The sequence below is a fragment of the Acinetobacter lwoffii genome (assembly GCF_024129685.1).
GTDB classification, from domain to species: Bacteria; Pseudomonadota; Gammaproteobacteria; order Pseudomonadales; family Moraxellaceae; genus Acinetobacter; species Acinetobacter lwoffii_X.
Map to the genome: position 1 here is coordinate 37,814 of NZ_JAMXXL010000009.1, position 24,621 is coordinate 62,434.

The 24,621-nt window shown below is 42.4% G+C and carries 31 protein-coding genes; 2 read left to right on the forward strand and 29 right to left on the reverse strand.

The annotated features are described in order from the left end of the window. Positions 1–521: 521 nt before the first annotated feature. Positions 522–1,736, forward strand: a complete 1,215-nt coding sequence (locus NI464_RS06160; protein ID WP_253137961.1) for a tyrosine-type recombinase/integrase — start codon at positions 522–524, stop codon at positions 1,734–1,736. A gap of 551 nt (positions 1,737–2,287) precedes the next feature. Here the strand turns inward: NI464_RS06160 and NI464_RS06170 are convergent. The 17 genes from NI464_RS06170 to NI464_RS06250 form a co-directional block, all read right to left on the reverse strand. Continuing rightward, entirely contained in the window at positions 2,288–2,662 is a 375-nt protein-coding gene (locus NI464_RS06170) for a hypothetical protein (protein ID WP_004279637.1), read from the reverse strand. Further along, positions 2,659–3,234 carry a lysozyme gene (locus tag NI464_RS06175; RefSeq protein ID WP_253137962.1) on the reverse strand — a complete coding sequence of 192 codons (576 nt, stop codon included), beginning with the start codon at positions 3,232–3,234 and terminating at the stop codon, positions 2,659–2,661. The genes NI464_RS06170 and NI464_RS06175 overlap by 4 nt, the downstream gene beginning before the upstream one ends. Then, the gene (locus NI464_RS06180) at positions 3,231–3,527 is read right to left on the reverse strand and encodes a hypothetical protein (protein WP_004646471.1); all 297 of its coding nucleotides are present in this window, start codon (positions 3,525–3,527) and stop codon (positions 3,231–3,233) included. The genes NI464_RS06175 and NI464_RS06180 overlap by 4 nt, the downstream gene beginning before the upstream one ends. Next, the gene (locus NI464_RS06185) at positions 3,508–3,834 is read right to left on the reverse strand and encodes a hypothetical protein (RefSeq protein ID WP_004646469.1); all 327 of its coding nucleotides are present in this window, start codon (positions 3,832–3,834) and stop codon (positions 3,508–3,510) included. The genes NI464_RS06180 and NI464_RS06185 overlap by 20 nt, the downstream gene beginning before the upstream one ends. Before the next feature lie 80 nt (positions 3,835–3,914). Then, complete coding sequence (locus tag NI464_RS06190; protein WP_253137963.1) at positions 3,915–4,148, reverse strand: hypothetical protein; 234 nt, start codon at positions 4,146–4,148, stop codon at positions 3,915–3,917. Continuing rightward, positions 4,141–6,228, reverse strand: a complete 2,088-nt coding sequence (locus NI464_RS06195; RefSeq protein ID WP_253137964.1) for a hypothetical protein — start codon at positions 6,226–6,228, stop codon at positions 4,141–4,143. The genes NI464_RS06190 and NI464_RS06195 overlap by 8 nt, the downstream gene beginning before the upstream one ends. A gap of 17 nt (positions 6,229–6,245) precedes the next feature. Next, positions 6,246–6,632, reverse strand: coding sequence for a hypothetical protein (locus tag NI464_RS06200; protein ID WP_253137965.1), 387 nt, complete (start codon positions 6,630–6,632; stop codon positions 6,246–6,248). Further along, positions 6,629–6,910 (reverse strand): peptidase associated/transthyretin-like domain-containing protein, encoded by a 282-nt coding sequence (locus NI464_RS06205; RefSeq protein ID WP_253137966.1) that lies wholly within the window; start codon positions 6,908–6,910, stop codon positions 6,629–6,631. The genes NI464_RS06200 and NI464_RS06205 overlap by 4 nt, the downstream gene beginning before the upstream one ends. Further along, positions 6,910–8,172 (reverse strand): hypothetical protein, encoded by a 1,263-nt coding sequence (locus NI464_RS06210; protein ID WP_253137967.1) that lies wholly within the window; start codon positions 8,170–8,172, stop codon positions 6,910–6,912. Before NI464_RS06210 ends, NI464_RS06205 begins: the two co-directional genes overlap by 1 nt. Before the next feature lie 53 nt (positions 8,173–8,225). Next, positions 8,226–9,839: a hypothetical protein gene (locus NI464_RS06215; protein WP_253137968.1), complete on the reverse strand. Its 1,614-nt coding sequence runs from the start codon at positions 9,837–9,839 to the stop codon at positions 8,226–8,228. A 4-nt stretch (positions 9,840–9,843) separates the two neighbouring features. Further along, positions 9,844–11,811: a hypothetical protein gene (locus NI464_RS06220; protein WP_253137969.1), complete on the reverse strand. Its 1,968-nt coding sequence runs from the start codon at positions 11,809–11,811 to the stop codon at positions 9,844–9,846. Continuing rightward, entirely contained in the window at positions 11,801–12,220 is a 420-nt protein-coding gene (locus NI464_RS06225) for a hypothetical protein (protein WP_253137970.1), read from the reverse strand. The genes NI464_RS06220 and NI464_RS06225 overlap by 11 nt, the downstream gene beginning before the upstream one ends. Beyond that, complete coding sequence (locus tag NI464_RS06230) at positions 12,217–15,303, reverse strand: tape measure protein (protein WP_253137971.1); 3,087 nt, start codon at positions 15,301–15,303, stop codon at positions 12,217–12,219. Before NI464_RS06230 ends, NI464_RS06225 begins: the two co-directional genes overlap by 4 nt. A gap of 80 nt (positions 15,304–15,383) precedes the next feature. Further along, positions 15,384–15,557, reverse strand: a complete 174-nt coding sequence (locus NI464_RS06235) for a hypothetical protein (RefSeq protein ID WP_253137972.1) — start codon at positions 15,555–15,557, stop codon at positions 15,384–15,386. Positions 15,558–15,688: 131 nt separating this feature from the next. Continuing rightward, on the reverse strand, positions 15,689–16,063 hold the full coding sequence (locus NI464_RS06240; RefSeq protein ID WP_004279626.1) for a hypothetical protein: 375 nt from the start codon (positions 16,061–16,063) through the stop codon (positions 15,689–15,691). Between the two features lie 208 nt (positions 16,064–16,271). After that, positions 16,272–16,922, reverse strand: a complete 651-nt coding sequence (locus NI464_RS06245; protein WP_004279625.1) for a hypothetical protein — start codon at positions 16,920–16,922, stop codon at positions 16,272–16,274. Positions 16,923–16,974: 52 nt separating this feature from the next. Further along, complete coding sequence (locus tag NI464_RS06250; RefSeq protein ID WP_253137973.1) at positions 16,975–17,535, reverse strand: hypothetical protein; 561 nt, start codon at positions 17,533–17,535, stop codon at positions 16,975–16,977. A gap of 500 nt (positions 17,536–18,035) precedes the next feature. Between NI464_RS06250 and NI464_RS06255 the strand changes: the two genes are divergently transcribed. Continuing rightward, a complete protein-coding gene (locus tag NI464_RS06255; RefSeq protein ID WP_243475501.1) occupies positions 18,036–18,203 on the forward strand; it encodes a hypothetical protein in 168 nt (55 codons plus the stop codon). Positions 18,204–18,232: 29 nt separating this feature from the next. Here NI464_RS06255 and NI464_RS06260 read toward each other — a convergent pair whose 3' ends face one another. The 12 genes from NI464_RS06260 to NI464_RS06315 form a co-directional block, all read right to left on the reverse strand. Continuing rightward, positions 18,233–18,574, reverse strand: a complete 342-nt coding sequence (locus tag NI464_RS06260; protein WP_253137974.1) for a hypothetical protein — start codon at positions 18,572–18,574, stop codon at positions 18,233–18,235. A gap of 390 nt (positions 18,575–18,964) precedes the next feature. Next, complete coding sequence (locus tag NI464_RS06265) at positions 18,965–19,141, reverse strand: hypothetical protein (protein ID WP_253137975.1); 177 nt, start codon at positions 19,139–19,141, stop codon at positions 18,965–18,967. Further along, positions 19,141–19,395 carry a hypothetical protein gene (locus NI464_RS06270; protein ID WP_253137976.1) on the reverse strand — a complete coding sequence of 85 codons (255 nt, stop codon included), beginning with the start codon at positions 19,393–19,395 and terminating at the stop codon, positions 19,141–19,143. The genes NI464_RS06265 and NI464_RS06270 overlap by 1 nt, the downstream gene beginning before the upstream one ends. A 106-nt stretch (positions 19,396–19,501) precedes the next feature. Then, positions 19,502–20,242, reverse strand: a complete 741-nt coding sequence (locus tag NI464_RS06275; RefSeq protein WP_253137977.1) for a phage tail tube protein — start codon at positions 20,240–20,242, stop codon at positions 19,502–19,504. Then, positions 20,229–20,417, reverse strand: a complete 189-nt coding sequence (locus tag NI464_RS06280; RefSeq protein ID WP_247144014.1) for a hypothetical protein — start codon at positions 20,415–20,417, stop codon at positions 20,229–20,231. Before NI464_RS06280 ends, NI464_RS06275 begins: the two co-directional genes overlap by 14 nt. A 9-nt stretch (positions 20,418–20,426) precedes the next feature. After that, positions 20,427–20,849 (reverse strand): phage tail terminator protein, encoded by a 423-nt coding sequence (locus NI464_RS06285; RefSeq protein WP_253137978.1) that lies wholly within the window; start codon positions 20,847–20,849, stop codon positions 20,427–20,429. Then, positions 20,824–21,321 (reverse strand): phage virion morphogenesis protein, encoded by a 498-nt coding sequence (locus tag NI464_RS06290; protein WP_005171372.1) that lies wholly within the window; start codon positions 21,319–21,321, stop codon positions 20,824–20,826. Before NI464_RS06290 ends, NI464_RS06285 begins: the two co-directional genes overlap by 26 nt. A 7-nt stretch (positions 21,322–21,328) precedes the next feature. Continuing rightward, complete coding sequence (locus NI464_RS06295) at positions 21,329–21,781, reverse strand: gp436 family protein (protein ID WP_253137979.1); 453 nt, start codon at positions 21,779–21,781, stop codon at positions 21,329–21,331. Between the two features lie 7 nt (positions 21,782–21,788). Then, positions 21,789–22,148 (reverse strand): hypothetical protein, encoded by a 360-nt coding sequence (locus NI464_RS06300; protein WP_253137980.1) that lies wholly within the window; start codon positions 22,146–22,148, stop codon positions 21,789–21,791. A gap of 10 nt (positions 22,149–22,158) precedes the next feature. Further along, on the reverse strand, positions 22,159–23,238 hold the full coding sequence (locus tag NI464_RS06305; RefSeq protein WP_253137981.1) for a major capsid protein: 1,080 nt from the start codon (positions 23,236–23,238) through the stop codon (positions 22,159–22,161). 5 nt (positions 23,239–23,243) lie between these two features. Beyond that, complete coding sequence (locus tag NI464_RS06310; RefSeq protein ID WP_174894553.1) at positions 23,244–23,618, reverse strand: hypothetical protein; 375 nt, start codon at positions 23,616–23,618, stop codon at positions 23,244–23,246. A 3-nt stretch (positions 23,619–23,621) separates the two neighbouring features. Further along, positions 23,622–24,584, reverse strand: coding sequence for a hypothetical protein (locus NI464_RS06315; RefSeq protein ID WP_253137982.1), 963 nt, complete (start codon positions 24,582–24,584; stop codon positions 23,622–23,624). Positions 24,585–24,621: the final 37 nt, after the last annotated feature.

Sequence of the window (24,621 nt, forward strand, 5' to 3'; positions counted from 1 at the left end):
TTTTTCATCAAGCATTTTACCTCTCTTTGACCTTAATTTTTTCATTTTTAAGTTTTACTCTAAAAAATAGCCTTTTAAATCTTTCTATGAGTAAGCCTATTACTTTAAATCATTATAAAATTTTATTTAATTTTCTACAGGTTTTTAAAGCCAATAAATTGAGCGAAATTGTTGCGCCGAATGGGGCTATTTTTTGCTATGATGAAGCGTGCTTTATTTTCACACAATGAAATCAATGATTTAGTTGTGTCAGGCAAGTGCTTGCAACACGTATAAATAAAGTACGATCTGGACCACATTAGCACAGTTAAGTGCATTAATTTCAATAGGTTAAGCTCATGCTTTTAATGATCGAGAATTATCATAATAATTAAATACTGTAAAATGCCATTAAACTAAAATCTACATGTCTTTATTATCAATCGTTTCGGCTTAAATACCATAAAATAGAATTAAATTGTATTAATCACTTTTGTGAGTAATATAGTGAGTAACAATATTTAATCTTTTGCGTTACTCACATGCTTAACGATACCAAGCTAAAAAAACTAAAATCAATGGAAAAAGCATACCGTATTGCTGATCAGGGTGGGCTGTGTATTGAGGTTCGTTCGACCGGTACAAAACTGTGGCGTGTGCGTTATCGGTATGCAGGAAAAGCCTCAATGATCAGTCTGGGTGAATACCCTATTGTAAGCTTGGCTGAGGCACGTCAAAAGCAAGATGAAATCAAATCACTACTTGCTAGAAATATTGATCCAGCTGTGCATCGCCAACAAGAAAAGGCTGCCCTGCTTTGTGATGAAAATAGTTTTGAGGCAATTGCCAAGGAATATGCTGCGGATCGACTAAAGGATAAATCACAAACTTATATTGATGCTTTTCACCGGGCAATGGAAAAGGATATCTACAAAGTCATCGGACATAAGAATATTAAAGATGTGACTTCTGCTGATGTTTTGAAGATCATGCAAAATACAGTCAAGCGCGTTAAAAGTCAGGATAACCGTGGCACTGGTGAAGTAACAGCAATTGAAAACAGAAAGAAGATTGGCTCTGTGATGAGATATGCCATTGCGACATTAAGAGCTGAGAATGATCCGACCTATGCGGTACGCGAAGTCATTGCACGACCAGACGTAGAGCATGCAAGACCGCTAAGCTTGGCTGAAAGAAAGCTGTTTAGAGCGCGAATCGATAGTTATGGTGGTGCTGAGTCAACAGTCAATTCTATTTTATTCTTGTTCTATACCATGCTTCGCACAATTGAGGTGCGTCGACTGCAATGGTCATTTATTGATTTTGACGAAAGGACTATTACTTTTGAAAAACAAACCCGGGAACAGCTTAAAAAAGGCATGCGACTGACCAAGAAAAATAGGACGCATGTAGTGCCAATGTCAGAACAGGTTTACCAACTTCTACTCAAACAAAAGAAGCTTACTGGCCGTAAGAAGTATGTTTTTGAAGGTGTTTATAATGGTGGGATGATGCCAGCTACTACAATTAATAGAGCGCTACAGTACATCATGCAGAACGTTACAGCACATGATTTTCGGGCTACAGCATCTACCCTATTGAATGAATTTGGCTATGATGAAAAGTGGATCGAAACCCAACTGGCCCATGCTGATGAGAATAAAACGCGTGCGTCATACAACCATGCTAAATATTTAGCAGATCGTAAAAAGATGATGCAGGATTGGGCTGATATTGTGGATGGGTGGAGGGAGTAAATTGAAGTTAAGGTTTTTATATCAAAATTCCGACTAAGTTAAAGTCGATACCCTTAACTGTGAGCTTTATATTTATAGAAGAATTTAGAAATTTTTTAATAATGAGGAAATATAATGGAAAAGCCGCACATTTACTGCGATAGAAAAATTATTAAGTGTTCTGTTTGTGGAGCATGGGATGACTATAGTTTTAACGATACTCAGCACTTTTATCTTATTGCTGCTGCCGAAGGTAAGCAAACTCGTGGACTCTATTCTATAGAGAGTATTAGGTGTAAAGAGTGCAATAAAGTGGCTAGAAATAATCAAGACCCTTATTTTTATTATTGAGGAATTATTTATTAAAGTAAAAAACAAAGCCCTCATTTGAGGGCATTTATCTATTTTATTAGAATATTGTTCTCTAGTGAGTTATTCAGTCTTATTTAAGAACTTTCACAATAGCAGCATGACGCGCTTTGCAGTCGCTATATTTAGCTACTGTATCAATAGACCAGACCAAAACAACCTTACCCTGCCCTGATTCCAGTTTTTGCAAATCAGGGCAAGACTCAAGGAGGTTTACTGGCACCACTGGTGATAAGTGAGTTGAGTTGCTGCAGGCCATCATCATCAAAGCAATGGTTGAGATACACAGGACGATCAATGATCTTTTGCACTTCACGCGTAACTGTTTCGACTTGCACGTGCTGCTCTGATTTTGCTGCTTCATAATCCGCACTCATCTGGTTAATTTGATTTTGTTTATGGGTTAGAGCTTTGAGATGGTTTTGCTCTATTTTCTGAATTTTTATCGTGCACTGCTCACCAGCCTTGCGCAGCTTTCCGCTTAAGTGATTGGTGTAAGCAACTTGCCCTAGCCATAAAAAGAAAAAGACCGCAATTGCGATCCAGTGTTTATATTTCCATAATAGATTTAGAGTCATTTTAAAAATAACTCCATTTCAATTTTCCTGCGATTCACCAGACCTTGCAGGCGTTTGCCACGAGCATTTACCCATAAGCCAAATTGATCAGCTGCCGCCTTATAATTTTTCTCATTCAGCCTTTTGACCAAAGTGGATTCTTCAAATGCGTTAGGTCCAATGTTATAGGCCAATGAAACCAAGGCATCAAACTGATTCTGATTGATCGGAACATTGACTGCGCTATTGACGGTTTGCTCGAATTTTTTCAAGTCATGTTGCATGTAGCTTTTGGCTTGTTCCAGTGTGCAGGTATCCCCTTTTTTGACACGAATACCATTTAGGTATTTTGTGGTGCCATAACCAATGGTCCATACCCCCACGCCATCATCGTAGGCATTGAGCCGTAGGCTTTCAAAATTACGGATCAGATCAATACCACTTGGGCTGATGCTCATTTCATCCGTAGCGATACCCAGCATACTGGTGACATCATCGTAAGCAGTTGCAATCAGTTTGTCAGCAGCATCAACCTGTTTCTGGGTGAGTTTGCCGCCGCTAATCTTTCGCAAGAAATCAAAAATATGTTTCATGGGTTGTCACCATCTTTATCCGTATTAAAAAATTTAGGACGTGCACCACCCTTACCCCAAATATAGAGTTGTCGGGTAAATAGTGCGAATAAAATACTTACTGTAGTGTAAAAAAGGGTTCCGGCCGGACTTGGCGAATACTCATCTTTAACAAAAAGTGCGGCTCCAAAAAGGATCGACAACACCAATAGAAAATCGATGTGTTTTGGGAGCTGGATTTTTGGATGAAATGCCATGATTGCAAACGAAAATATAAACAATACCAATGCCGTCTTACTTATGATTAGCAGCATCTTCATTCTCCTTTTTGACTAAACCAAGAACTCTTGATCGAGCCAAACTCAGCAATGCTTCAGCTGTACTTTTACCAGCAGCGCCCAGAATGAATCCAAATAGTTCTGGGTAGTTACCGCTAGCAAGAAATAAACTTGCTGGTTTAGCAAAGACCACACATAAAATGAAGCCTGCAAAGAATCCTATCCAACGATCCCGGGTGGGCTCCTTACTTAATAGAAAGCCAAAAGTTGCACCCAGCACACCTGTAAAAAGGATGTGTGAATGGTTCTTTATGCTTTCCAATACTTGACTAAGAAAGTCCATATACATCCCCTTTAGTCATACATACCCCTATTTTTTGGCAATAAAAAAGCACCTAAAAAGGTGCTGTTGTTTGGTTAAGTTTAGACTTCTATTTCTGAATACTCGCCAGTGGGTGCTGGCCTTAAAATCACCTGGTTTGCAATGAAGACCCGTGCACCCAAGTTATAAGCTGTGCCGGATGTACACAGCACAGGACCAGATCCGCCATCAATCTGCACCCGATACTCTGGATGCTTCACCGAGGTGATGGTACCGATGTATTCAGCATGGGTTGGATTTAAAAGCTTTCGCAGTTCAAATAAAGGATTACTCACGACTGATACGCTCCACGGTAATGGTTTCATTCACCTTTTCATGCGAAAAACTTCCACTCACCCCATCAATCACGCCCCACCACTGGCCATTAAAGGCAATCGTTTTTCCGGGCAGCATCTCGCCAATTTCCGAACTCACTGGAATATCTGAGAAAGTATGCAACTCCTGAATATTGGCTTTCACCAACTCATTTTTGCCGTAACTGGCACCAGACACTACATTGAATAATGGTCCTGTAACCGTTTCCAGCGGAACATCACCAGAGGTACCACGTTGCTGTACTTTCAGGCTTTCACCACTACGACTATTCACCACTGTGATGGCATTAAAGTCGGCAATGTATTCATCGTTCTGCTTGATGTTCTGCTGCATCACCAAACTTTCAGATAATAGAATATCGTAGTCATCAACTGTCATCGCATCCCAATAGCCTTTTTGGTACCGGGGTAAAATAGTCAGCGTATTACCTACTTTCTGGCTATAGATAAAACCGCCGCCTGCATCAACCACCTGCTTGATTGCATCGATTGGTGCAAGTTCGGCATAGCTCAGGCTCTCTACCGGCACGATCCAGCCCAACTCATCAATCAGTTTCCAGTCTAAGTTGGTGCCGCTATTTGCCCGATCAATCTCAGCCTGAACCAGTTGAACAGAAGTACGTTCGTTATCCTGGATAAATGAGCGTGTTGGTCCGTATTTATCTGAGTTCAACGCTGTAACACTTCGACCTGGATAAGTGTATAAAACACTGGCAAAACGTCGGGTTTCTTCTGGATCTTCCAGCAAAATATGATGTTCAAAACCATTAATGATCAGTTTCAGAATCACCGGCTGGTCGTTAATCGGCTGTAGCTTTTCTTTTTCCGTATGAGCCACGGTAATGGAGTAGGTCCAGCACCATTGAGACCGGCTGGTACTGTAGGTGCCATCCATGACTTTAATCTTCTCGCCAGTATCCAATCGCTCGGCTGTTAATGTGTTCACGATATACCACCAGTTTCTGTTCGGCAGTGCTGGAATACAGTCATCTGCACCAAAATTTAAAACAACATTGTGTGAATCAACGTCATGACAGAGGTAGATAAAATTTAAATCACCAGTGCCTTCATACTTGGATGTTTCAGGCTTTGGCCAAGGTTGAACCGAATGCTTGCGGTAATGGATCGCTTTGGCTTTATCCCATGGCAAATCTGACCTGGTGACAATCTCAAGGCTTTTATCCCATTCAAATGAAAAACGATGCTCAAAGACTTGAGCCACTTCATATGAATAAGTAAAAGTCTTACGTCTGCGGATCATTTCTTGCCAGACCGTTTCCCGGTTGTGGCGCAGCTTGATCGTTTCATCATGCAGGTAGCGCTGATGAATAAAGCGTTTACCACCCTCTTCCCAAACAATATAAGCATCAGAACCTAATCCGGTTGCCTGCTCATGCAAGGATCTAATCGCCCGGGTTAATGACCCTGCCTGCTCATAATGAATATTTTCCTGATTAGAAATCACCAAACCCTGATCATAAAAAAGAGCCTCATTTGAGACTCTTAAAATTGGTTTAGCCCACGGTATTTCTATTGAGCTCAACGCTGTGATGGCTTTCTGATATCGCATATCAAAACCACAAGATACTCCGACCAGATGATTGATATCGAATAATGCTTTAACTTCAAATTGAAACTCAGTGTCTAAAACCGCATCAATAATGCAGAGGTTTTCAAAAAATACTGCTTCGACTTCAAAACTAAAACTGGTATCTAAAACAGTATCTATCTGGCCAATTACATCAGTATTTTCACTAAATACAGCAATTACATCAACGCTAAATTTAGTGTCGAGCACTGTATCTATAACTGCAGTATTTGCACCACTATCCGCATAAACTGCTGTGATTTCAAATGAGAATTCAGCATCAAGTGCTGTGTCGATTACAGCTGTAACATCATCGCCAAAATTGAGATTGGTTGAGCCATCGGCCAGATGCTCAAAATTCAGAATGATGTTATGACTGTCAGTATTATCAGGCTTAAAGTTCAGGTTTAAGTTGTGAGCATCAACGGTGCCGAGCTTATTTTTAAAATCCACATGAGCACCCTTTTAAATTAAGGTCTGAGTTTTATTGAGGTGACTGACAGTGTGCCGCCAAGTGCTAGATTGGTATTGGCTAGGGAAATATCTGTGCCTACCGTCAGATCGGCAGCCACCTCACCTGCACCATTATAAATACGCGCCCAAGTTGCTGTGCCTGACTTGATCACGGTTGCGGTATCGGTTGGATGAAACTCAACATAAGTTGGTGTGGTTTCTTTGATACATGGCTCAGGAAATGTGAGTGTCACCAGTGCATTATTCGAATCTGCTGCAATACTAGGACTGGCAGGCTGCACACCTTCATAAAAAATAACGGTAGCACTTTGGCTACCGCTATCCATAAAATTTGCAAAGGCTTGAATCATGGCAAGCCGAGCTTTGACTGAAGTTTTACTCATTTTGGCACCACGTTATCTTGAATGACTGCGTTAAATTGCTTATTTTTATCTCTTGCAAAAATAATATATCTGCCTTTGGGTAGTCCTTTAAACTCATAAGAACCATCCGAGTTACTTTTTGAAATCCGAATAACATGTCCCGATACGGTTGAAAGCAAATGTACAGTGCCAATAATAGGTACACCTTGCTTCATTAAATACCCTTTAATTTTAAATACAGAGTTGACCGTAATTTCATTAATTTTTTGATTATTTGAGACTTCTGTTTTTATAAACATTACAGATCCCCTAGATTGAACAAAACCTCACCTTGCTCATATGCAATGCAATTAACTGCTATTTTCATATTAGTCATTTCATTGAATGTTAGTAGATGCGGGTAAGGTAATTTGGCGTGTATAAATTCGCAAGATGGGAAATTACCAATTGGTGCACCAGCATAATCTAACGCCATAATATTTGTGCTAAGAATTCTATCACCAACCCAAGGTTTAAGAAGTTGCGTATTGCCACTATGTGGCCCAGAAGATGGTCCTGTATACAGTGGATAAAACAGTGTAAATGTAAGGACTTTTATACTTTTTAGTACCCCTAAATCATTTAATAAGCAAGACCCACCCTCACTTTTACTAGAATAGTTTAAATCAGTTAGCGCTGCAGTACCCCACGGAGAAATAGAGCTTCCAGAAATAACACTGTGAAGCAAGGTAAATCCAGAGCCAATATTCCCAAAAAAATAAGGACAGAGTCTGTTTTTTGTCTCTTCAGTTGTGTGAAAACGAGGAAACACATAGACGTAATCAGAAGATCCTAAAATAAACCACTCTCTCACACCTGAAGGTGGTGTGGAGAATAAATTGCTTGAGGTATTTTCATTCGAGGCCAAAGCGTAAGCCCAAATAGCCCAACCATTGAGTGTATCCCCTCCGCTACCAGCACCGATCCAGTTCCTGCTGGGGTTCGTTAAATCAAAAGGTGACTGCATCCCCATCATTGCATCAATATCAGTCATATCCTCTACGATGCCGACTTTTGCATACTTGGCATAAGTTGAAGCCCATACCGGATCTAACTCATCAACAACACGTAAAAAAGGTCGGCTTGATAAAAGTGAATTTGCAGAACGATAGGCAGCTTTTCCTCCACCATTCGCATTGGTACTACTGAACGGTTTTTCCCATCCCAGTGGTGGCAACGATGCGATGATTGCGCCTGTGGCTATTGGCACACTTGGCTCAGATGCCAGTTCAAATGTCACAGTGTTACTATTAGGCACAGTTAAAATTCTATGCTCACCATTGAATTCAGTTTGATTTGCACCTGTGATTTTAATAACTTGGTATTGTATTAGATTATGTGCTGAGCTAAATAATGCAGTTGCTGTGGTTTCTGATGCTGTAAGTGATGAAATAGCACCAATATTGATGCCATTCACTAAACAAGCATCGAGCACATTAATCATTGAGCCATAGGCATTTTGTAGCTGTGGCGCATTATTGTTGGTATGCACATAAAACTTAATATCTGTACTTGCGACCATTTTTATTTACTCATAAAAAAGACCGCATTACGCGGCCATATTTGATTTAGGTTTTAGACAACGCGGTCAATGTCACCGCGTAGCATGATCTGGAATTGATCTGATATTACAGTTGGTTCTGACTGTTTTACGGTGCGAATCACCCAGACTGGGAAATTGGCAGCCACGGTATTAAAGCGCAGGACATTGCCATTGGCCCAACCACTACCCCAACCTTCCTTTTTAATGGTGAAATACGGCACACCGGTGATCGGGTTGATCGGTGCATAATCTGCATTGGTGGTACCTGTACCAATCTGGCCGGAATATTCACCGATACAGCGAAACGACTGTGCATCGGTAAAGATCAATGCCCAGCGCTCTTGAATGGCCCCTTTATTCGTCACAACCATTGGATAGAGTGCATCGTTATAGTTGGCTGAGATACCACTACCTGTTGCTTCATCTGCCCACGTATTGCCCCAAGCGGCCTGCACAAACTTACGGGTATATCGTGCCTGCATATCACCAATCACTAAAGCGGATCCAACAATCGTATCCACTGCATCGTAGTTATGGGTTAAAGGCTTGGTGAATGTCAGTTGGCCATTGATCTGTACATCGCGGATCAGACCCATATCTTGATAGCGATATTTCACTGTGAGCGGTGCAACCAGATTACCCAGTACAAAATCACCACCCAATATCACGCGACCATAATCATAATCAACCGTGTACAAATCGAAAGCTACTTTCGTTCCGTTAGCATCTTCAAGTTCAGCCCATGAAATACGCTGATCGTTCAGGTCGTACGTGCTCCCTGCAGTTGCACTTGGTAATTCCTGAGACTTGCTTGAGCTGACAATGCCGATCCCACCGACACGGAAGATCGGAACACGGCCATCAATCGGCAATCGAGTAGCAGATAAGCCTAGAATTTCTGAATCCAGCGGGATATAGGTATAAGCGACCGCGTTATAACGTACGGATGAAGCATCTACCCAGACTGGAACATTAATCCACACTGTGTTGCCAGTGTCGGTATATTCAAGTAATGGGTCATACCAAGGTTCGTCCAATATCCAGAGATTGTCTGTCTTTTTGGTCTTTTTGTAGAAGTAAATCGAGATAAAGCCATTATCCCAATTGACCTGACCATGTGCGTGATCGGTTTCAATCACGCCATTTTCATCCGCTGTTAGCGTGAGTTGTCCGTAGTCGAGCGTTCCCACGATCACGGTTAATGATTGCGGTCGGATCGGCATGATTGGCGTTCTAAAGTTGATTTTATTTACTGGCGGTAGATCTGTTGTCGTGGTCAGAGATTCAAGCTTCAGTGTATTGTCTGCGCCTGGTGTCCATGATGTAATCTCAACGACACCATTGCCATATTGAATAGATCCAGATTGAATCCCGCTGTTATTTGCTGGATTAACATTGCGATATAGCAGGCCGGATCGATCCAAAAAAGTATCATTGCCGACTTTAAACCGCGCTGATCCTGTCAAAATCTGCTCATCAAAACCAGTGGTTAAATCAAAACTTAAGTTATTTGCAGTGATTGTTTTACTATCACTACCACTACTCGCAGTATCTCGATAACTCGCAGTTACACTTGCTGCTCCAAATGCTTTTAGTGTGCGAGTGAATGCGGTGTAGCTTGATGCTTGCGGTGCGTAAAAACTCATAAAACTAACCTGCTGTGTATATATTTAAGGGCTTATAGTTCGCGCGGTAAGAAGTTATCTCTAGAACTGGCGTTACCTCACATACACCTGTTGCGTATGTAATTACACCCATCTGTATGCCAAATTGATCCACTAATTTTCCTGTGGTGCTATTTATTGGCTCATCATGCAGTGTGACATCGTCTGTTGTTGGCGTGCCCATTTCATAGCCAACCGGAATACTTAAAGCCACACTACTTGGCTCAATCGCTGCGCCTGTGCCAATCGTGAAATTTAACTTCTGGTTTGCATCCGGTGCTCCACTATTAATAGTCTGTGTCTTTGGCACGCCATAGGTATATGTGATTGTAAATACAGTACCTTGTTGCGGTAGCTTGGCTGGAATAATCCGGCCTTTACCAACATTACGCCTCAAATAACCCGTCGCATCACCTGTGAATTTTCCAGCACTATTCAATGTTGCTGTCTGGGTTTCACCTTCGAGCAACCAGGTCACAGTGACAGTAGCAATTCCGTTATGAAATAGCGTGAAATCCACACCTGCCGGATCGACAGCTAAACCACTTCGCACAAAAGTGATAATCGGTGTTCCCCAGTTCAGCAAAATTGGTGTGTCTACATCTGGCAATGCGCCTGTAGTCAACAACCAGGATCCAGTTTCATAATTAATCATGCCCGAACCAAACGATGGGCTCGAGGCTTTTAGCTGCCCCGAGCCATCATCCTTAAGCTCATAAAACTTGCCCTGACTCATGTATGAAATTGATAAAGCGCCCGGGGCTGGAATCGGAATTAATACCCCGGTCCAGTTGGTGCTCTGGTTATTTTGAGTCACTGGAATGGCATGGCTTTGATAATACTGATTCGGTGCAGCTGCAGGCTTGAACGTGATATTCAAACTTACAGTGCCGGCTGGCGCCGCTGCAGTCCATTGAATCAGACCACGCTGGTAATCAATCGTGCCGACCTGGGTGCCTTGGGTATTTTTAAGCAGGCCGCCCTGATCGGTAATCTGCTGTCCTTGTAAAGTAAAAGAAACACTGGAAGGAATCACTGCTGAGCCAATGTACAGGTTTTGGCTGACACCAATCACCATATTCGGATAGTTGACTGTAATCGTGCCTTCATTACCCGCTACCAGCACCACGCTTTCACCGGCAGCGTTCACATCAATGATCGGTGTTTCAGTCTGGGCCGATGGAATCAGCTGGGCAAAGATACTTTTGGCATTGACTGTAAATTCGCCCACATTCGCATCAGATGCCAACGCAGTCGATGAGTAATACAGACCAGTATCCGCAACAAGCGTGTCGCGGATGATGGTTTTAGATTTCTCACCGTTGTACCACTGACGTGCTGAAAGACCTACAAAATCGACTTCAAGCGCATCATTAAGTGAATAAGTGGCAATCTTGTATTCAACATTTTTACCATCGATGACCATGATGGCAGTACGGGTTTCAACCTTGGTAATACGCACATACTGCTCTCGTTCCAGAGGCTTACCTTCATCACTGACCAGCACAATGGTGTCACCCACGGAAGACTCCACTTCCTGAGGAAACATAGCCACCTGAAGCGATGACATGCCCTGCCAATGAGTATCCAGTGGGGTGCCGGCAATCTGACCGCCTTTAGCCAAGTAATTCTCTACCCGGTTCTGGGCAGACTGACGCTCATCGGTCCAGTTCTTGGTACTGAATAGTAGTGCAGATACGTTTGGATCCGCAGGCAGTTCAGATACAAAGACTGTTGCACCCATCAATAGATCAGTGTCTTCGGTTGTGACTGCCGGAAAGACCTTGCGCATGGACACATCGCCCATGGTGCGATCCATTTCCGACACGTCATTGAACAGGTTATTACTGATGCCATCCTGAACCACAACACCAGAGTATTTACCACCGCCATCAGAGTTGTCCGTCAAGCGTTCAGACTTGTAGATCACTAAATCCTTGGTTTTAATCGCCATCGTTCAACTCCGTAAAGCGTAAGGTCACATTAAAATAATCATCCAGTGATACAGCTGGAATTCCTTTCACCGGTGCAGCCTCTAAAGCCCCATCCTGGTGGTTAAATTTGACGGTGAATTGCCGGCTATCATGTGGTTGTTCAAACTGCAGTCTGAAATTTTCATCTTGCAGCTTGGACCATTCCAAAACAGTCCGTAGTTCACGTAACTTGATCCAGCCCATTTGCGGATCTGCCGGCTGTAAAGTGATTGGCCGGCCCGACTTCTTTTTGCCTTCCTGAATATGCAAAGTGCCATCCATGGCATAGGCTTGATTCTGCTCAATAGCCTTCCAGGAGAATTCATCAGGCCATAAAAAACCGTCCTCTAATGGGACGGTTTCTGATGTGCTTAAGCGAATGAGTTTCATGTTGATTTCGCTATACCTTTTAATTGGTTTACCAGGCTGGTCATCACATCCTTTTGGCTTGCATCGCCTGTAAGGGATAGGGTTTGACCTCCGAATTGAATGTTGTAATTCACACTATCACCACCCTTACCATAGTCTTTAGTTGATGGTACGGAAGGAATAGACGGCGCATAGTCATTTAGGCTACTAGATCCGATTGATCTACCATTCTTGCCAACATACTGCTCCAGCCGTTCAATCTGCTCCATAACATACATGGCATTACCAAGAGCCTTCTGGTTGTCATAGGCAGTGGTCCCATACTTTCTCTTGACCCACTCATTGGAAGCAGATTTGTAATAACCACCCGCCACTGGTTCGGCATCTTGGAAGAGCTCTTTGGCTTTTTGCTTGGTATCACCTTCATAACCAATATCCTTAAGTCTCTGTTCAATTTCTTCAACAGAAAGCCCGTGTTTAGCGGTCGTTCCGGTTTTGGATGCCTTCATCTTGCCCTGAGAAGCCATGGCTGCTTCCGTTGCTTTGCGAGCTTCTTCCCACGCTTCAGTAGTATCGTTACCTGCTCTAACGCCTCTACGGCCTAGATCATCGAAGCCATCACCCGCATTACCTGTGGCACTACGAACACGGTGAATAGCATCCTCAGCATCGTTCATGGATTTAACTGTAGCTTTGCCTGCGCTGTCTATCTCTACTTTTAAGCCTAATGATGCTGCCTTAGCTTGAGTGGCTGCAATTTCAGCTTTGTCACCTGTGGCAATTACAGCGTTCAGCATAGTGATATAAGCCTGTTTAATGGCTTCAGCAGTTGCTTGACCACTTTTACTTACCACATCAAAATTTGCACGAGCGGATTCAGCCGCTGCGCCCAATTGCTCTTTGGTTTTTACGCCCAATGCAGCAAAAGCTGCTTGCACAGGATTAAGAGCGGCTGGCAATTGCGCAGCCTTTTTCTCAATCAAACTTAGACCAAATGCAGCCTGCTCACCAGTAATCAACCCTTGTTTTTCAAGTGCAATCAATGAGCTTTTGGCATAATCCAATTCAGCTCGGGTTTGAGCGGTATCAATTGCCTTATTCAAATTGGCAGATAGAGCTAATCCGGTATCAATACCCTTAGCCTTATAGGCATCCAGATTGTTAACCACCATTTGCACATCATTGGTCGCAGATTGAAAGGCAAGTGAAAATTTACCTTGTAGTTGCTCAGTGCTTAAACCTGTGCGCTCTAAAGCTGCCTTCATTACTGCTTCGGTGATTTGAGCGTTCTTTTCTGCTTCCTTTGATGTTCCAGCAAAAGCAGCACGGGCATTTGTTTCAAAGACAAGTAGGTCTTTACCATCCAGTGCTTTTCCGAGACTTACCTGCAACTCATCAGCTGTAATCTCACCCTGATCTTTCAGTGCGATCAAAGCTGTAATCGCATCGTTAATGCCTTTGGTTGAGTCAAACTTCATGGCATTGGAGATTTTTTCCAATGCTTCTTTAGTTGGCTCACCCTTCTTAATTAGTTCATCAAATGTGGCTATGAGTTTTTTTGATTCTTCAGTAAGTTGATAGGTCTTATCTCTAGCTTTCTCCGCTGCGGCTGCCTGCTCCGCCTTAATTTCGGCTGCCACTTTGGCTTGAGCTGCTTCAGTTTTAATGGTTGATTCAAGTTGCGCAACTGATTTAGCTAATTCACCATTATTGAAGATGTAGTCTTCTGTTTTGGCGATCGATTCCCCTAGCCACGTTCCTAGTGGCTGAAACACTGTAGGAATCAAAACTCCAAAAGCTGTAACCGCAACCCCTAGCGCACCCAATCGACTCACAAGAGTCATGATGGAGCTGCCTGTCGCTGTAGCCGATGTGGCTGCAGCAGCCGAACCAGTAGCCAACTGAGTTTTTGCAGTAGCTGCTGTTCTTGTTGCTGCTGCATTCGCAATTTGCGCCTGTGTATTAGCTACAACTGCTGTGGTTTCTTGTACAATCGCCGCAGAGGCAGCTCTGATTCCAGCCGCCTTGTCTAAGAACATCATGCCGATATTAAGGGCCTTATAAGCCACAAAGGCCTGACCAGCAAGCATCAAAGTTGAGACAATTGTATCTAGGTTTTCAGCAACAAATTTAATAGCCTCAGCTACTTTTGCACTTGCCCCAGACGCAGCATCCGCCTCTCCAATATAGACAGTCCATGCGGTTTTAAGATTTTCAATTGATGCGCCGATGGTTGTTGGGAATTTGGCAAACTCCGCACTAATCACTTCCGATTGGCTCAATAAAGCCTTGGTGACTACATCTGTAGTGAGTTGACCTTCTCCAGCCATCTCACGAAGTTTACCAGTAGTAACGCCCAAGCCATCTGCTAAAGCTTGGGTTAAACGTGGCGACTGCTCCATCATGGAGTTGAATTCATCACCACGGAGGACACCCGAACCGAGTGCTTGGTTTAACTGGGTGATAGCGGCTTCATTTGCTGCGGCTGATCCGCCGCCAACTTGAGTTGCTTTGTTAATGGTTTCAGTTAATGCGAGCGCCTGTTCTTGAGGCCATTTCATTTCTTGACCAATCTTGGTCAGTCGAGCATAAAGATCACCGGTTGCGGTTAAGTTGGAGTTGGTATTAATGGCAACATTTTTAACATCATCCATGGCTTTTTGTAGGTTGCCATGCTCACCGATTGCAATAGATAAGCGACCAGATAGGTTTTTATATTCATCAGCAGTCTGTGCAATCTCCATTGCTGTGGTGCCAATACCAAGTGCTGCTAAAGCGCCAGTTAAAGCATTAAAGCCAGTTTTTAAACCCTGTAACTCTCCTGATACACCTTTTGAAGATTGTTCAGTTTGCTGTAGTTCCTGTGAAGTTGCCTCTAATTCTTTATCAAGTTGCTTTACTTGTTGGGCGGTTTCTTGTGACTGAGTACCGAGCTGATCTACTTCTTTGGTTGCACTGTTTGTATCACCTACAACACTGGCTGATCCATTCTTAAGTGCTGCAAATGCATCCTTTGCTGCTTTTTCTGACTGATGCATATTGGAGACAAATGCCTTGGTGTCAGCATCCATCACCAGTTTAAAAGTTAAATTCTTACCAGACATACGGACCTCTAGATTTTAGGCATTAAAAAAGCGCCTTGAGGCGCAGCAGATATAAAAAACCGACCTCTTATTGGGTCGGCTTACTTAAGAACTTCTATTAATTTTGCTATGGCTTGTAGTATGGGTGCTACTTGCCATGTCCCTACACCTACAATCACCAAGAAGCAGACAATGTAGGTCCAGCGCCTTAATGCTTTACTTTCTGATAATTGATTCATTGCTTTATCAACCTTTAAATCTAGGTTAAAATTCATCTATGGTTTGCTTCCTTCTGCCATAAGGTTGTGAACACAAAAAAGCCCGTGACTCGTAATCATGGGCTTTTTGCTTTTTTTGGGTATAAAAAAAGCCCACCGAAGTGAGCTTATGCAATAATTAAAAGAGTCTATTGGCTAGATTGCAGCATTCCGAGATTAAATGCATCTACCGAGTCTATGTTGACTATTATACTTGTTTGGCTTGAAGGAACTTTAACCCCATTCACCCAATACGCAGCATTTTTTAGATGAAGATATTGAAGTTCATCCATTGGCGTTTCTGGAATTTCGCCTTTTTCTTCGACTATCTGTGCATCAATAATATCTACATGATGTTTTAAGATTACATTCTGTTCGAGAGTGAAAAACTCACTTCTTGATATTAATTCACCACTAATCAACTGGCCATTTACACTTAAAGTAATAGGTAGTGTTTGCTTCTTTTCTACAACGATAGAATCATTTGCATTAACAACAAGCACTCTTAATAAACCGTTTTTCATATTTATCCCTATAATTTTTTAAACCTTGCTGCAATTTCTCTTCATGTGATAGAGAAATCTTTTCGCCTTTTGTACTATATAATCAATTTTCAGGTTAGTTCTGATCCTTAACCATAATTACACGCAAGTTGTTATGAAGGGCTTGAGAATCTAAAAGCGATTCTCAAATATGAGAAGCATCAAAAAAGCACCCTAGGGTGCTTTTGCTTCATACGCTGCTCATATTCTGAGTAGGCTTGCACCTAATATATTCTTTTTTGGCCTGCTCAACCTGTTTCTCATAATCAATAAATTTTATTTGAGCTGCTGCCTCTCCCTCTTTCCCTCTCATGAAATCTAAATAGGCCTCAATCTGAGAGTTCATAGCAGCAACATATAAAATCCTAGTTGTTTCCATACATCCAGCATATGATTCGGCTGCAAGCCTTCTTTTGATTTCTTGTAGTTTGGCAACTGGTTGGGCTAGTGCTATCCGACCAGTTGAGGCTGCTACTTTTTCTGCATCCTCCCATTCAGAAAAAATTTCGTTAAAAACCTTTATATGTTGGGGATTGGTAATGGTTACATTATCAACTTTAACTTCAGCGACTTTTTGTGCATCGTCTGGATCTATACCAGCATTTAGCAACTCAGCTTTAGCTTCACTGATTTTTTTATCCCTCTCTGCTTGAGCAGCAACTAGTTTTTCAGCTTCATTCTGTTGGTATTTCCCCCAAGCAAAATATCCAGCACCGAAAACAATAAGTGCTATGACGATCAAAATTACTGGGCTGTTTTTGTATTCCTTGCCGCATGTTTTGCAATGAGTATCAGTAGGCCTCATTGGCTTTTTACACGATTTACAAAATTTTATAGCCACACTAACCCCCTAATTTATTATTTCCACATCATAACTTTAGGGTGCTACTTGATCAATCAGAAACCATTTCTTTCTTAAATGACTCAAAGCCTTTCTTGTCTGATTGAGCCACACGTGCTGCAACGGCGTTATTGAAGATTTTCTGCTTATACAGGTTATTTGCGGCCTTAACGTAGTTCTGAAATGCGCCGTAGGTCATTTCCATGATTTCGCTATGCTGATGGCCCATTGATACCAGAAACTGGAATGAATCAAACCAGGTGGAGTCATCTTTCTTTTTGATGCCGCGTTTCGGTCTTTCATATCTGAAGTAAGCCTGATTGACCAGAAGTACAGCTTTAAGTAGCTCTTTAAACCCTTGCTCATCAGCAGCGAGCTCTACCAGTGATTCATTGTTCAGATCAGTAATGCATGCCATGGTCGAAATGACTTGCACACCGTGAGCCTTGAATAGCCCTGTCAAAATCTCATCTGAATGATTTTGGTCTTTGATGAAGTTCTTTAACGGCTCAGCATGCATTGCCCAAGTGTCAAAGTCTTTCATCTGGATCTGGCGCACTTCGATGTCATTGATTTTGATGCTTCGATTTGTTGCTAGGAAAAAATCATTCATGATGATGTCTCGATTTAAATTTTAGACATTAAAAAAGCACCCGAAGGTGCTTTTCTTTTAACTTTGATAAAGGCTGAATTCTATAAAGTCCAACTACCACCTTGTCCCATCTCATACACGATGAAAATTAAGGCTACTACCATTAGAATGACAACAATGATTTCTGTTTTTGTTAGCATTTTCGGTGCTCCACTTTTCATTATTCATATGATAAGCAAAGCAAACAATTTATAACATAAAGATTACAAAAAAATTATTGGATGTTACAAAGATTTAGAAGTTAGGGAAGTTTCTTTAGAGTGTAGCTACTTACTGAAGCATTCAAACATTTCGTTAAGCAACTCAACAAAAAGTTTCATCCGAAAAGCATTCTTACGTAAACCTTGATTGTCATAACTCTAGTCTTGAGTATCTTACATTTCCCGACATAGCTGATACAGGCAGGTCTAAATTCGCCCTCTACACTGAAATTAAGTCTTAGAAACGTAGAGGAAATTCAAATGAAAAAGTATTCGAAAATTCTAATCTTGGTTTTATTCGGATTCACTGGCACCGCAGCTATCGCATCAGAACCACCAATTGAGGCTACTGCTGCAGCTGAAGCACAACAGGTTGCTTTAGAGCATGCAAGGAAGCAAGCAAACACACCCGAATCATCTGATGAATAAAGTAAGGCCCTCAAATGAGGGCCTTATAATTATTTATTCCAGCTTGGCGTACAAGCACTCTTCCATGACAACTCAAATTGCTTTTGATCCGTCTGATTTTCTACAAGCACTATATTTTTCTGAAGCACAATGAAACGTTGAAAACCAATATCTTTACCGTCTGCTTCTTTATAGCTTACCTCTCCACACTCTCCTATTTGATTGCGGAACTTAGCTGAATCAGGATTTGGAAGAAAAGTTTTAGTTATCTCTCGTATTGATTTGAGCTGTTGTTCTTTTAATATCTCTGGATTAGAAGATTGAGCATTAAATTCTTGCTGACTACATCCAGTTAATATTGTAAAAACCAACAAAAAAACTATATGTTTCATAAGCCCCCCTTTTCCTAAAGGCGGAACTTTACATTATTTTGTTGATTAAGCTGATTGTATTTGCACATACTTTTGTAATTTTATGTTTAGACGCTTTAGGGCTTTTTTATGTAAATATTAAATAATTAATAAACATTTCAAGTTATTTAAAACCTCCCGAAGGAGGTTCTTAATTAGTTAACTGGCTGACACACAAGATAAATAATAGTAGAAATAATTATTACAGCCAGGATGGAGATAGATATTTCCATTTTAGTCATAGCAGTTTTATTCTTAACGTGAACAGAATATCTTTTATAGCCCTATTGAGCGCTAATTAAACTAACCAAACATTACAAAACGATGAGGTGTTAAAAAACCGCCTTAGTGGCGGTCTATGTAGCTCATGGTTTAAGGACGTAAAGGGTCGTCAGCAATAAAAACCTTCTTATCAATCTGATTTACTACTTCATCAAAAAGCTCTTTATCATTTGATTCATATTTTATAAATGTTTCATCACCCGCACTTTTAACACTTACATGTACAACAGGTATCTGGTGGAAGTTATCGAAATCTGGTTTATTCATTATATTTCTCGAAGACTATATTTCTTTTGATGAAGCAAATCAGATTTTAGTTGCTCAAATCCAATAGCGCCATTCTGGTGAATATACGCTTTTAATTCAGTTCGTTGCATATCCAATCTGTTTGCAATAAGTTCGGATGCCAAAGGCGCAAATTCATTAAATCTATTAAACTCGTCTGAACCCAATGATCTGCACCCGTCCAACAATAGACTAAGTGCCTCAAAAGCCAATTCTAATTCTTTTGTCCAGTTCATCTTCTCACCAATGCTTATAATTCTGTCTAAATTATAACATTGATAAAAAGTACAGGCACAAAAAAAGACGCTAATGCGCCGTGGATTTCTTTGTGCCTGTGTGGGGTTATGCTGCGATTTTAAAACGCTCAACCACACCAAATGGGCCTAACTGCGCATCTTGCGCTTTGGTTGAATCAGCAAGACATTCAAATTCAAGGTCAAAGCTAGCAAAATCCTCATTAATCAGCGCAAATTCAGTTTCTGGTGAAAATTGAACACGCCATAATTCAACAGCTAGCTTATCCCCGGTTACTGTGTCAATGCCCTTAAATAACAAGGCATACTCATTACCGAGGTTGCTTGCAATTGAAGTACGTTCAACAGGTCCAGACGTTCCAGACCAAACAACTGGTCCTGCTGGTGCCTGATTAAAAATCACAGTTCCAAATACCGGATCGAGCACATACGTTGATGCTCCGACTGTATCTTCACCAGATTTGAACACAACGCTGCTCAGGTTGCGCTTTCCAAGATTAATCATTTGCCCCACGGTTACAGTGCCAAGTGTGGTATCAGTAATAGTGGACTCAGCAACTGTATTTGTATTACCACTGAACACAATATTTTTATTCTGCTTAGTTACCTCTTCAGCAGTCATGGATCCAGTCACGCCGGTTGCTTTGCGCAGAACCATATCTTTTGCACGTGTACCATCTTTCGATGTGTAATGGTCTGTACTTTCAGTAGTAATTGCAATAGCAGCGTCAGTCGTATTGCCCATCGGGTACAATGCACCTACCACACCTTCAACATATTTTGCTGCAAACCATTCACCCTGTAATGAAATTAAATCAGGCTTTGACATCTGCTTTCACCTCTTTTTCTGTTTTAGTTGTTACTGTAGCTTTTTGTGATTGCTTGACTTCCTCAATCACTCCACGCTGCAATAAATCTTGGATTTGTGCATCATCTAGCCCACCTACCACATCGCCCTTTTGAAAGCGACCGACAGGCTGAGTTGCCTTGTATTGTTTTGCCATGACTGGCTCCTAAATAAATTTCTGTGATTCAAAAATAATAGTGATGTATGCAAAGCCCGGACTATAACCATCCCGAACCGATATGAAATCCAGTGTTGTGCGTGATGCTTGAGGCTGCCAACCGGAAAGCAGTTGAATCACCTTCTCAGTCAAAAACCCCGCTTCATCACTTACAGCACGTCCATCGGTCATTTGAGATTGAGCATTGCGACATGCCACCGTAACCGCCCATTGCTGACCGATCTGGTTGATACTTCCACGACCTGCACTGGCTTTCTTGTCGATACGAACAAAATTGACATGTGCAGATGGCGTGACTTGTGACATCTCTGTTACGCTGACTGAATTCAACGGCGTATAGATCTTTAGAAATTCAGGAATTTCTTTCAGCTTTTCTGCAATCTCATCACGTACCGCGAAGAAGGTGCTCATCTATAAAACTCCCAACAATATCCAAAACCATGACTTCATCTTCCGCATCAAGACCGAGTTGAGTCCGAGGTGGAATAATGGATTGCTTAACTTTCCGATATTGGCCACCCACTGCAAAAGTTATGTATTGGCCATTCTTGGGTAGGATTGTTGCGCCATAATGCAGATGGGGTGCATACGCAACATCTGTACCCACCTCCACACCGCTTGAAAGAACATTGTGTGTGTAGGAATTCATTAGGCGGCCAGTATCACGTAGCGTTTCGCCACCTTGCATGCGTGCACGCCATGAAATCTTCCACGGGTTACCATCCACACCAGTGCCGGTTAAAAACCGATGCTGAATACTATTCACCAACCCAGCACCAATCTCATCAAATAACTGAGCCTTTAATGAGTCAAAGCTACCCAATTGCTTAAGCACTGCTTCAATAGGTGAACTATCTGCCTGAATGGTTATTGCAAAAGCCATAAGCACCTCACTTCAAGCTGGGCATCTGGTCCAGGATAGAATCTCCAAATACACCACCGGTATATGAAGTACCGACTGGCGCTGTTGAAGGTCGGCCTTTAGGTTGGTCATCCACGATCTGGTTTGTTTCAGGTAATTGAATCTGCAAATGTGCTTTGTTATCAGCCACACGCTTTAAGAATGCAATCGCATCCTCATAGCGCTGTCGAACTTCTTCTGTTGGCTGCTGGAAGTAAAGGCGATAGCGCGCAATGTCACACGCCATGCGCTTCAAATTACTCGGCACATTGGGAAGCGGCAGAGGATAACGACCACCGATGTGACCGTTAATCTCCTCCATTGCATCCTGGATTGCATCATTAATTGCTTGAGAACCTTTTGCTGCATCTTCATACATCAATTTCAGGTTCTCAATTGAAGCCCCAAATCGTGCGACCAAATCTGCTTCAGTCGCATACATAAATCACCTACTTGGCATCGTCAGCCGGCTTTGGGTCTGCTTTAGGTTTTGCAGCAGACTTTGTCTTTTCAAGTTCAGCCACTTTCGCCTTTAGCTCAGCAACTTCTTGATCAGCCTTAGCCTTGTCAGCAACTGCTGTCTGATTCGCTTCGGTTAGGGTTTTATTTGCTGCTGTTAACTCAGCATTAGCCTTTTCAAGTTCAGCCAAGCGTGCAGCGGTACCATCCGCCTTAGGTTCTTCAGGCTCTTGATATTCTTCAATAGCCCCAGATGCTAAAAGGGCCTGAAGTTGTTTAGCTTCAAGCCCTTTGATTTCATCACCTGGCATAAAATGCCCGATGGATTGTTTTGCTGTGTACTTCGGCATGTCTTGCTCCTTATAGGGTGATAAAGCCAGTACCACCAACGACACCGTTCTTATTAGACGGCACAACCAGTGGAGCAGATTCAGTCATCAGCATAATGCCGCTTGGATCTTCACAATACCACTGACGATCAAAGTACTGTTGAGCAACGCCGTTGGCCAACATATTTTTGATCTTGCAGTGAGCTACCGAACCATTGGTATCGGAGATCAGTGAGAAGTAATCCTTAGGAATAAAACGATTCACCTTGCCCTTGTTGCGGTAGGTTGCGTCATATACCCAGAATTCGATTCCATCAAAAGTGCCTTTGAAGGTCGCTGACTCTTTGACACCAAAGCTTGGATTCACTGGAACAGAAATGCCCGCATACGGCGTGATGAATTCTTTTTTGAACTCTTCATTATTCCAGAGAGCTGCCCAAACCAAGCCAGACATAACAGACAGCTTAGCTTCACCACCATCCGCCGCCAATTGACGTTCAAGCATGGTGCGGATATCCGTTACTGGCTTGGCACCCGCTTCATTCCACTTAGTTAACGGCGTAAATGTCAAAGAAGCATCACGACGATAATCCACCAGGTTGTATTCATAATCATCTGAGTGAAGCGCGTATTTACCATTTTTCAGTAAATCAATTGCCATCATCAGGACTGAGTTATCAATTGCATCATGGTTGCGCTTCATTACCGAGATTTGAGCAATAATCATTTGCTCCTGTTCCGACAGTCGCTGGTTACCGGTAGAGATAATGCCTGCGGTGCGCAAACGCTCCAGCAATGCGATTTCAAAAGTTTCGGCCGGAGTGACTTGATTCTTTGGTTTGTAGTAAGCCGGCTTCACATGGCGTACTTCACCAGATTGGGTAGTATCAAATGGCTTACCAGGTTGTTGCGGTGATACTAGTGGTGCTAAATCATGTTCAGCTGACAATTCAGCCAGTGGCACATCGTCACGGGTGAATAACGGGCGATTTGGGAAAAGCTTGTCTAAAAGCCAGGTATCCATCGGACGGTAATTCGAGTGAATCAGTGCGAGTTCACCCACATCAAGAAGTTCGAGCGGAGTGCCCTCAAGATTAAAAGACTGTGGCATGTTAATTACACCTTAGAAAGTTCGATTTTGTTTTTAGTTGCCTGTGCACGCGCTGCATCGTATTGAGCAGGAGTCAGCAAGGTTCCATTTACAGATACAGCTTCAATACTGAACACTCCGCCGTAATACACTGGAATTTCGATCCCATCAGCGGCCTTGATTGTGGCTTCTGCAGCCGACACATCCTGACCACAAATTACATCCCATGTTTTTTCATCAGTGGCATGCGCCAGTACATTGGTATCTGACAGTGTTAAAAGATCGCCATATTTAAATGCTGTAGCGGTTGGCACCTTGGCATTGGCACGACGTAATTTTTCATTGTCCAGGATCAGCCGTTTTGATGTGACTGAAATAGGCGGTACATAGTGAATAGCCATGAATTATTTCCCCTTTTGTTCTGCAAATGCTTGTGCACCAGAAGTGAATTTGTGAGTGTCGGTATTATTCGACTGGCCACCTTGCCCCGGATTAGCTTGGTGGCTAAACAGGTGAGCAAATGCTGGATTCACACTTGGTGTTTGTTGTGCCTGTGGTGTAGCTGGCGGCTGTTGGCTACCTGCCGAGAACTGACGAAGTTGCTTAGCCGTGAAGGCAAAAACTGAATCGTCCATATTGGTATAAGCTGTTTTATCTTCAGCACTAAACTGTGTTTTCAGCTCAGTTTCTAAAGCTGCAATTTCATCAGCACGCTTTTGTGCTTTGAATTGCTTAAGTTCAGCTAGGGCATCATCACGCTCACGCTCTGCCTGCTCTTTGGCCTGTTGTGCTTTTTCTAATTCGGTCACGTTGGTGTCCTCTTTGGTTGGGTTTGGATTGGCTTTGCCCGAGAAGGCTTTAATTGATGTGTTGCGATCAGCACCAGTCGAGCAGATCGTAAATTCACGAATACGGTTTTGACGGAAGATGGTGATTGGGCCTTCAAACGACTGACCATTTACAGTGACCGTTTTGCCTTGCGAAACTTCCTCAATAGATCCCGGATCAATCATCATCGACATTTGGAATGGAAAACCGTCATCAGAGTCCTGGACAATTTCCTGTGCTTTGGCGTTTGTAAGGAAATCACCAGATACATCAATCTTTCCATTTGTATCCACGGTTTGAACGACACCAATTCGACTTGAGCCGAAGTGTTCTTCAAGTAAGGCTGTCGGCTTATCAATCTCAATTCCATCAAGATCAAAGACCACACCGGAGCGCCCCCAATACCAGTGACCATCTACACGACCACCGGCATAAGCAGTGCCTTTAAATTTCCGTTTCTGCCCTTCCTCGGCTTTGGGTACCTCAATCGCAGAGGCATTAAATAAATACTTCAGCCGCTCTTCATTTGGATCTGGCATTTTTCATGCTCCATAAAAAACCGCCCAGAAGGCGGTC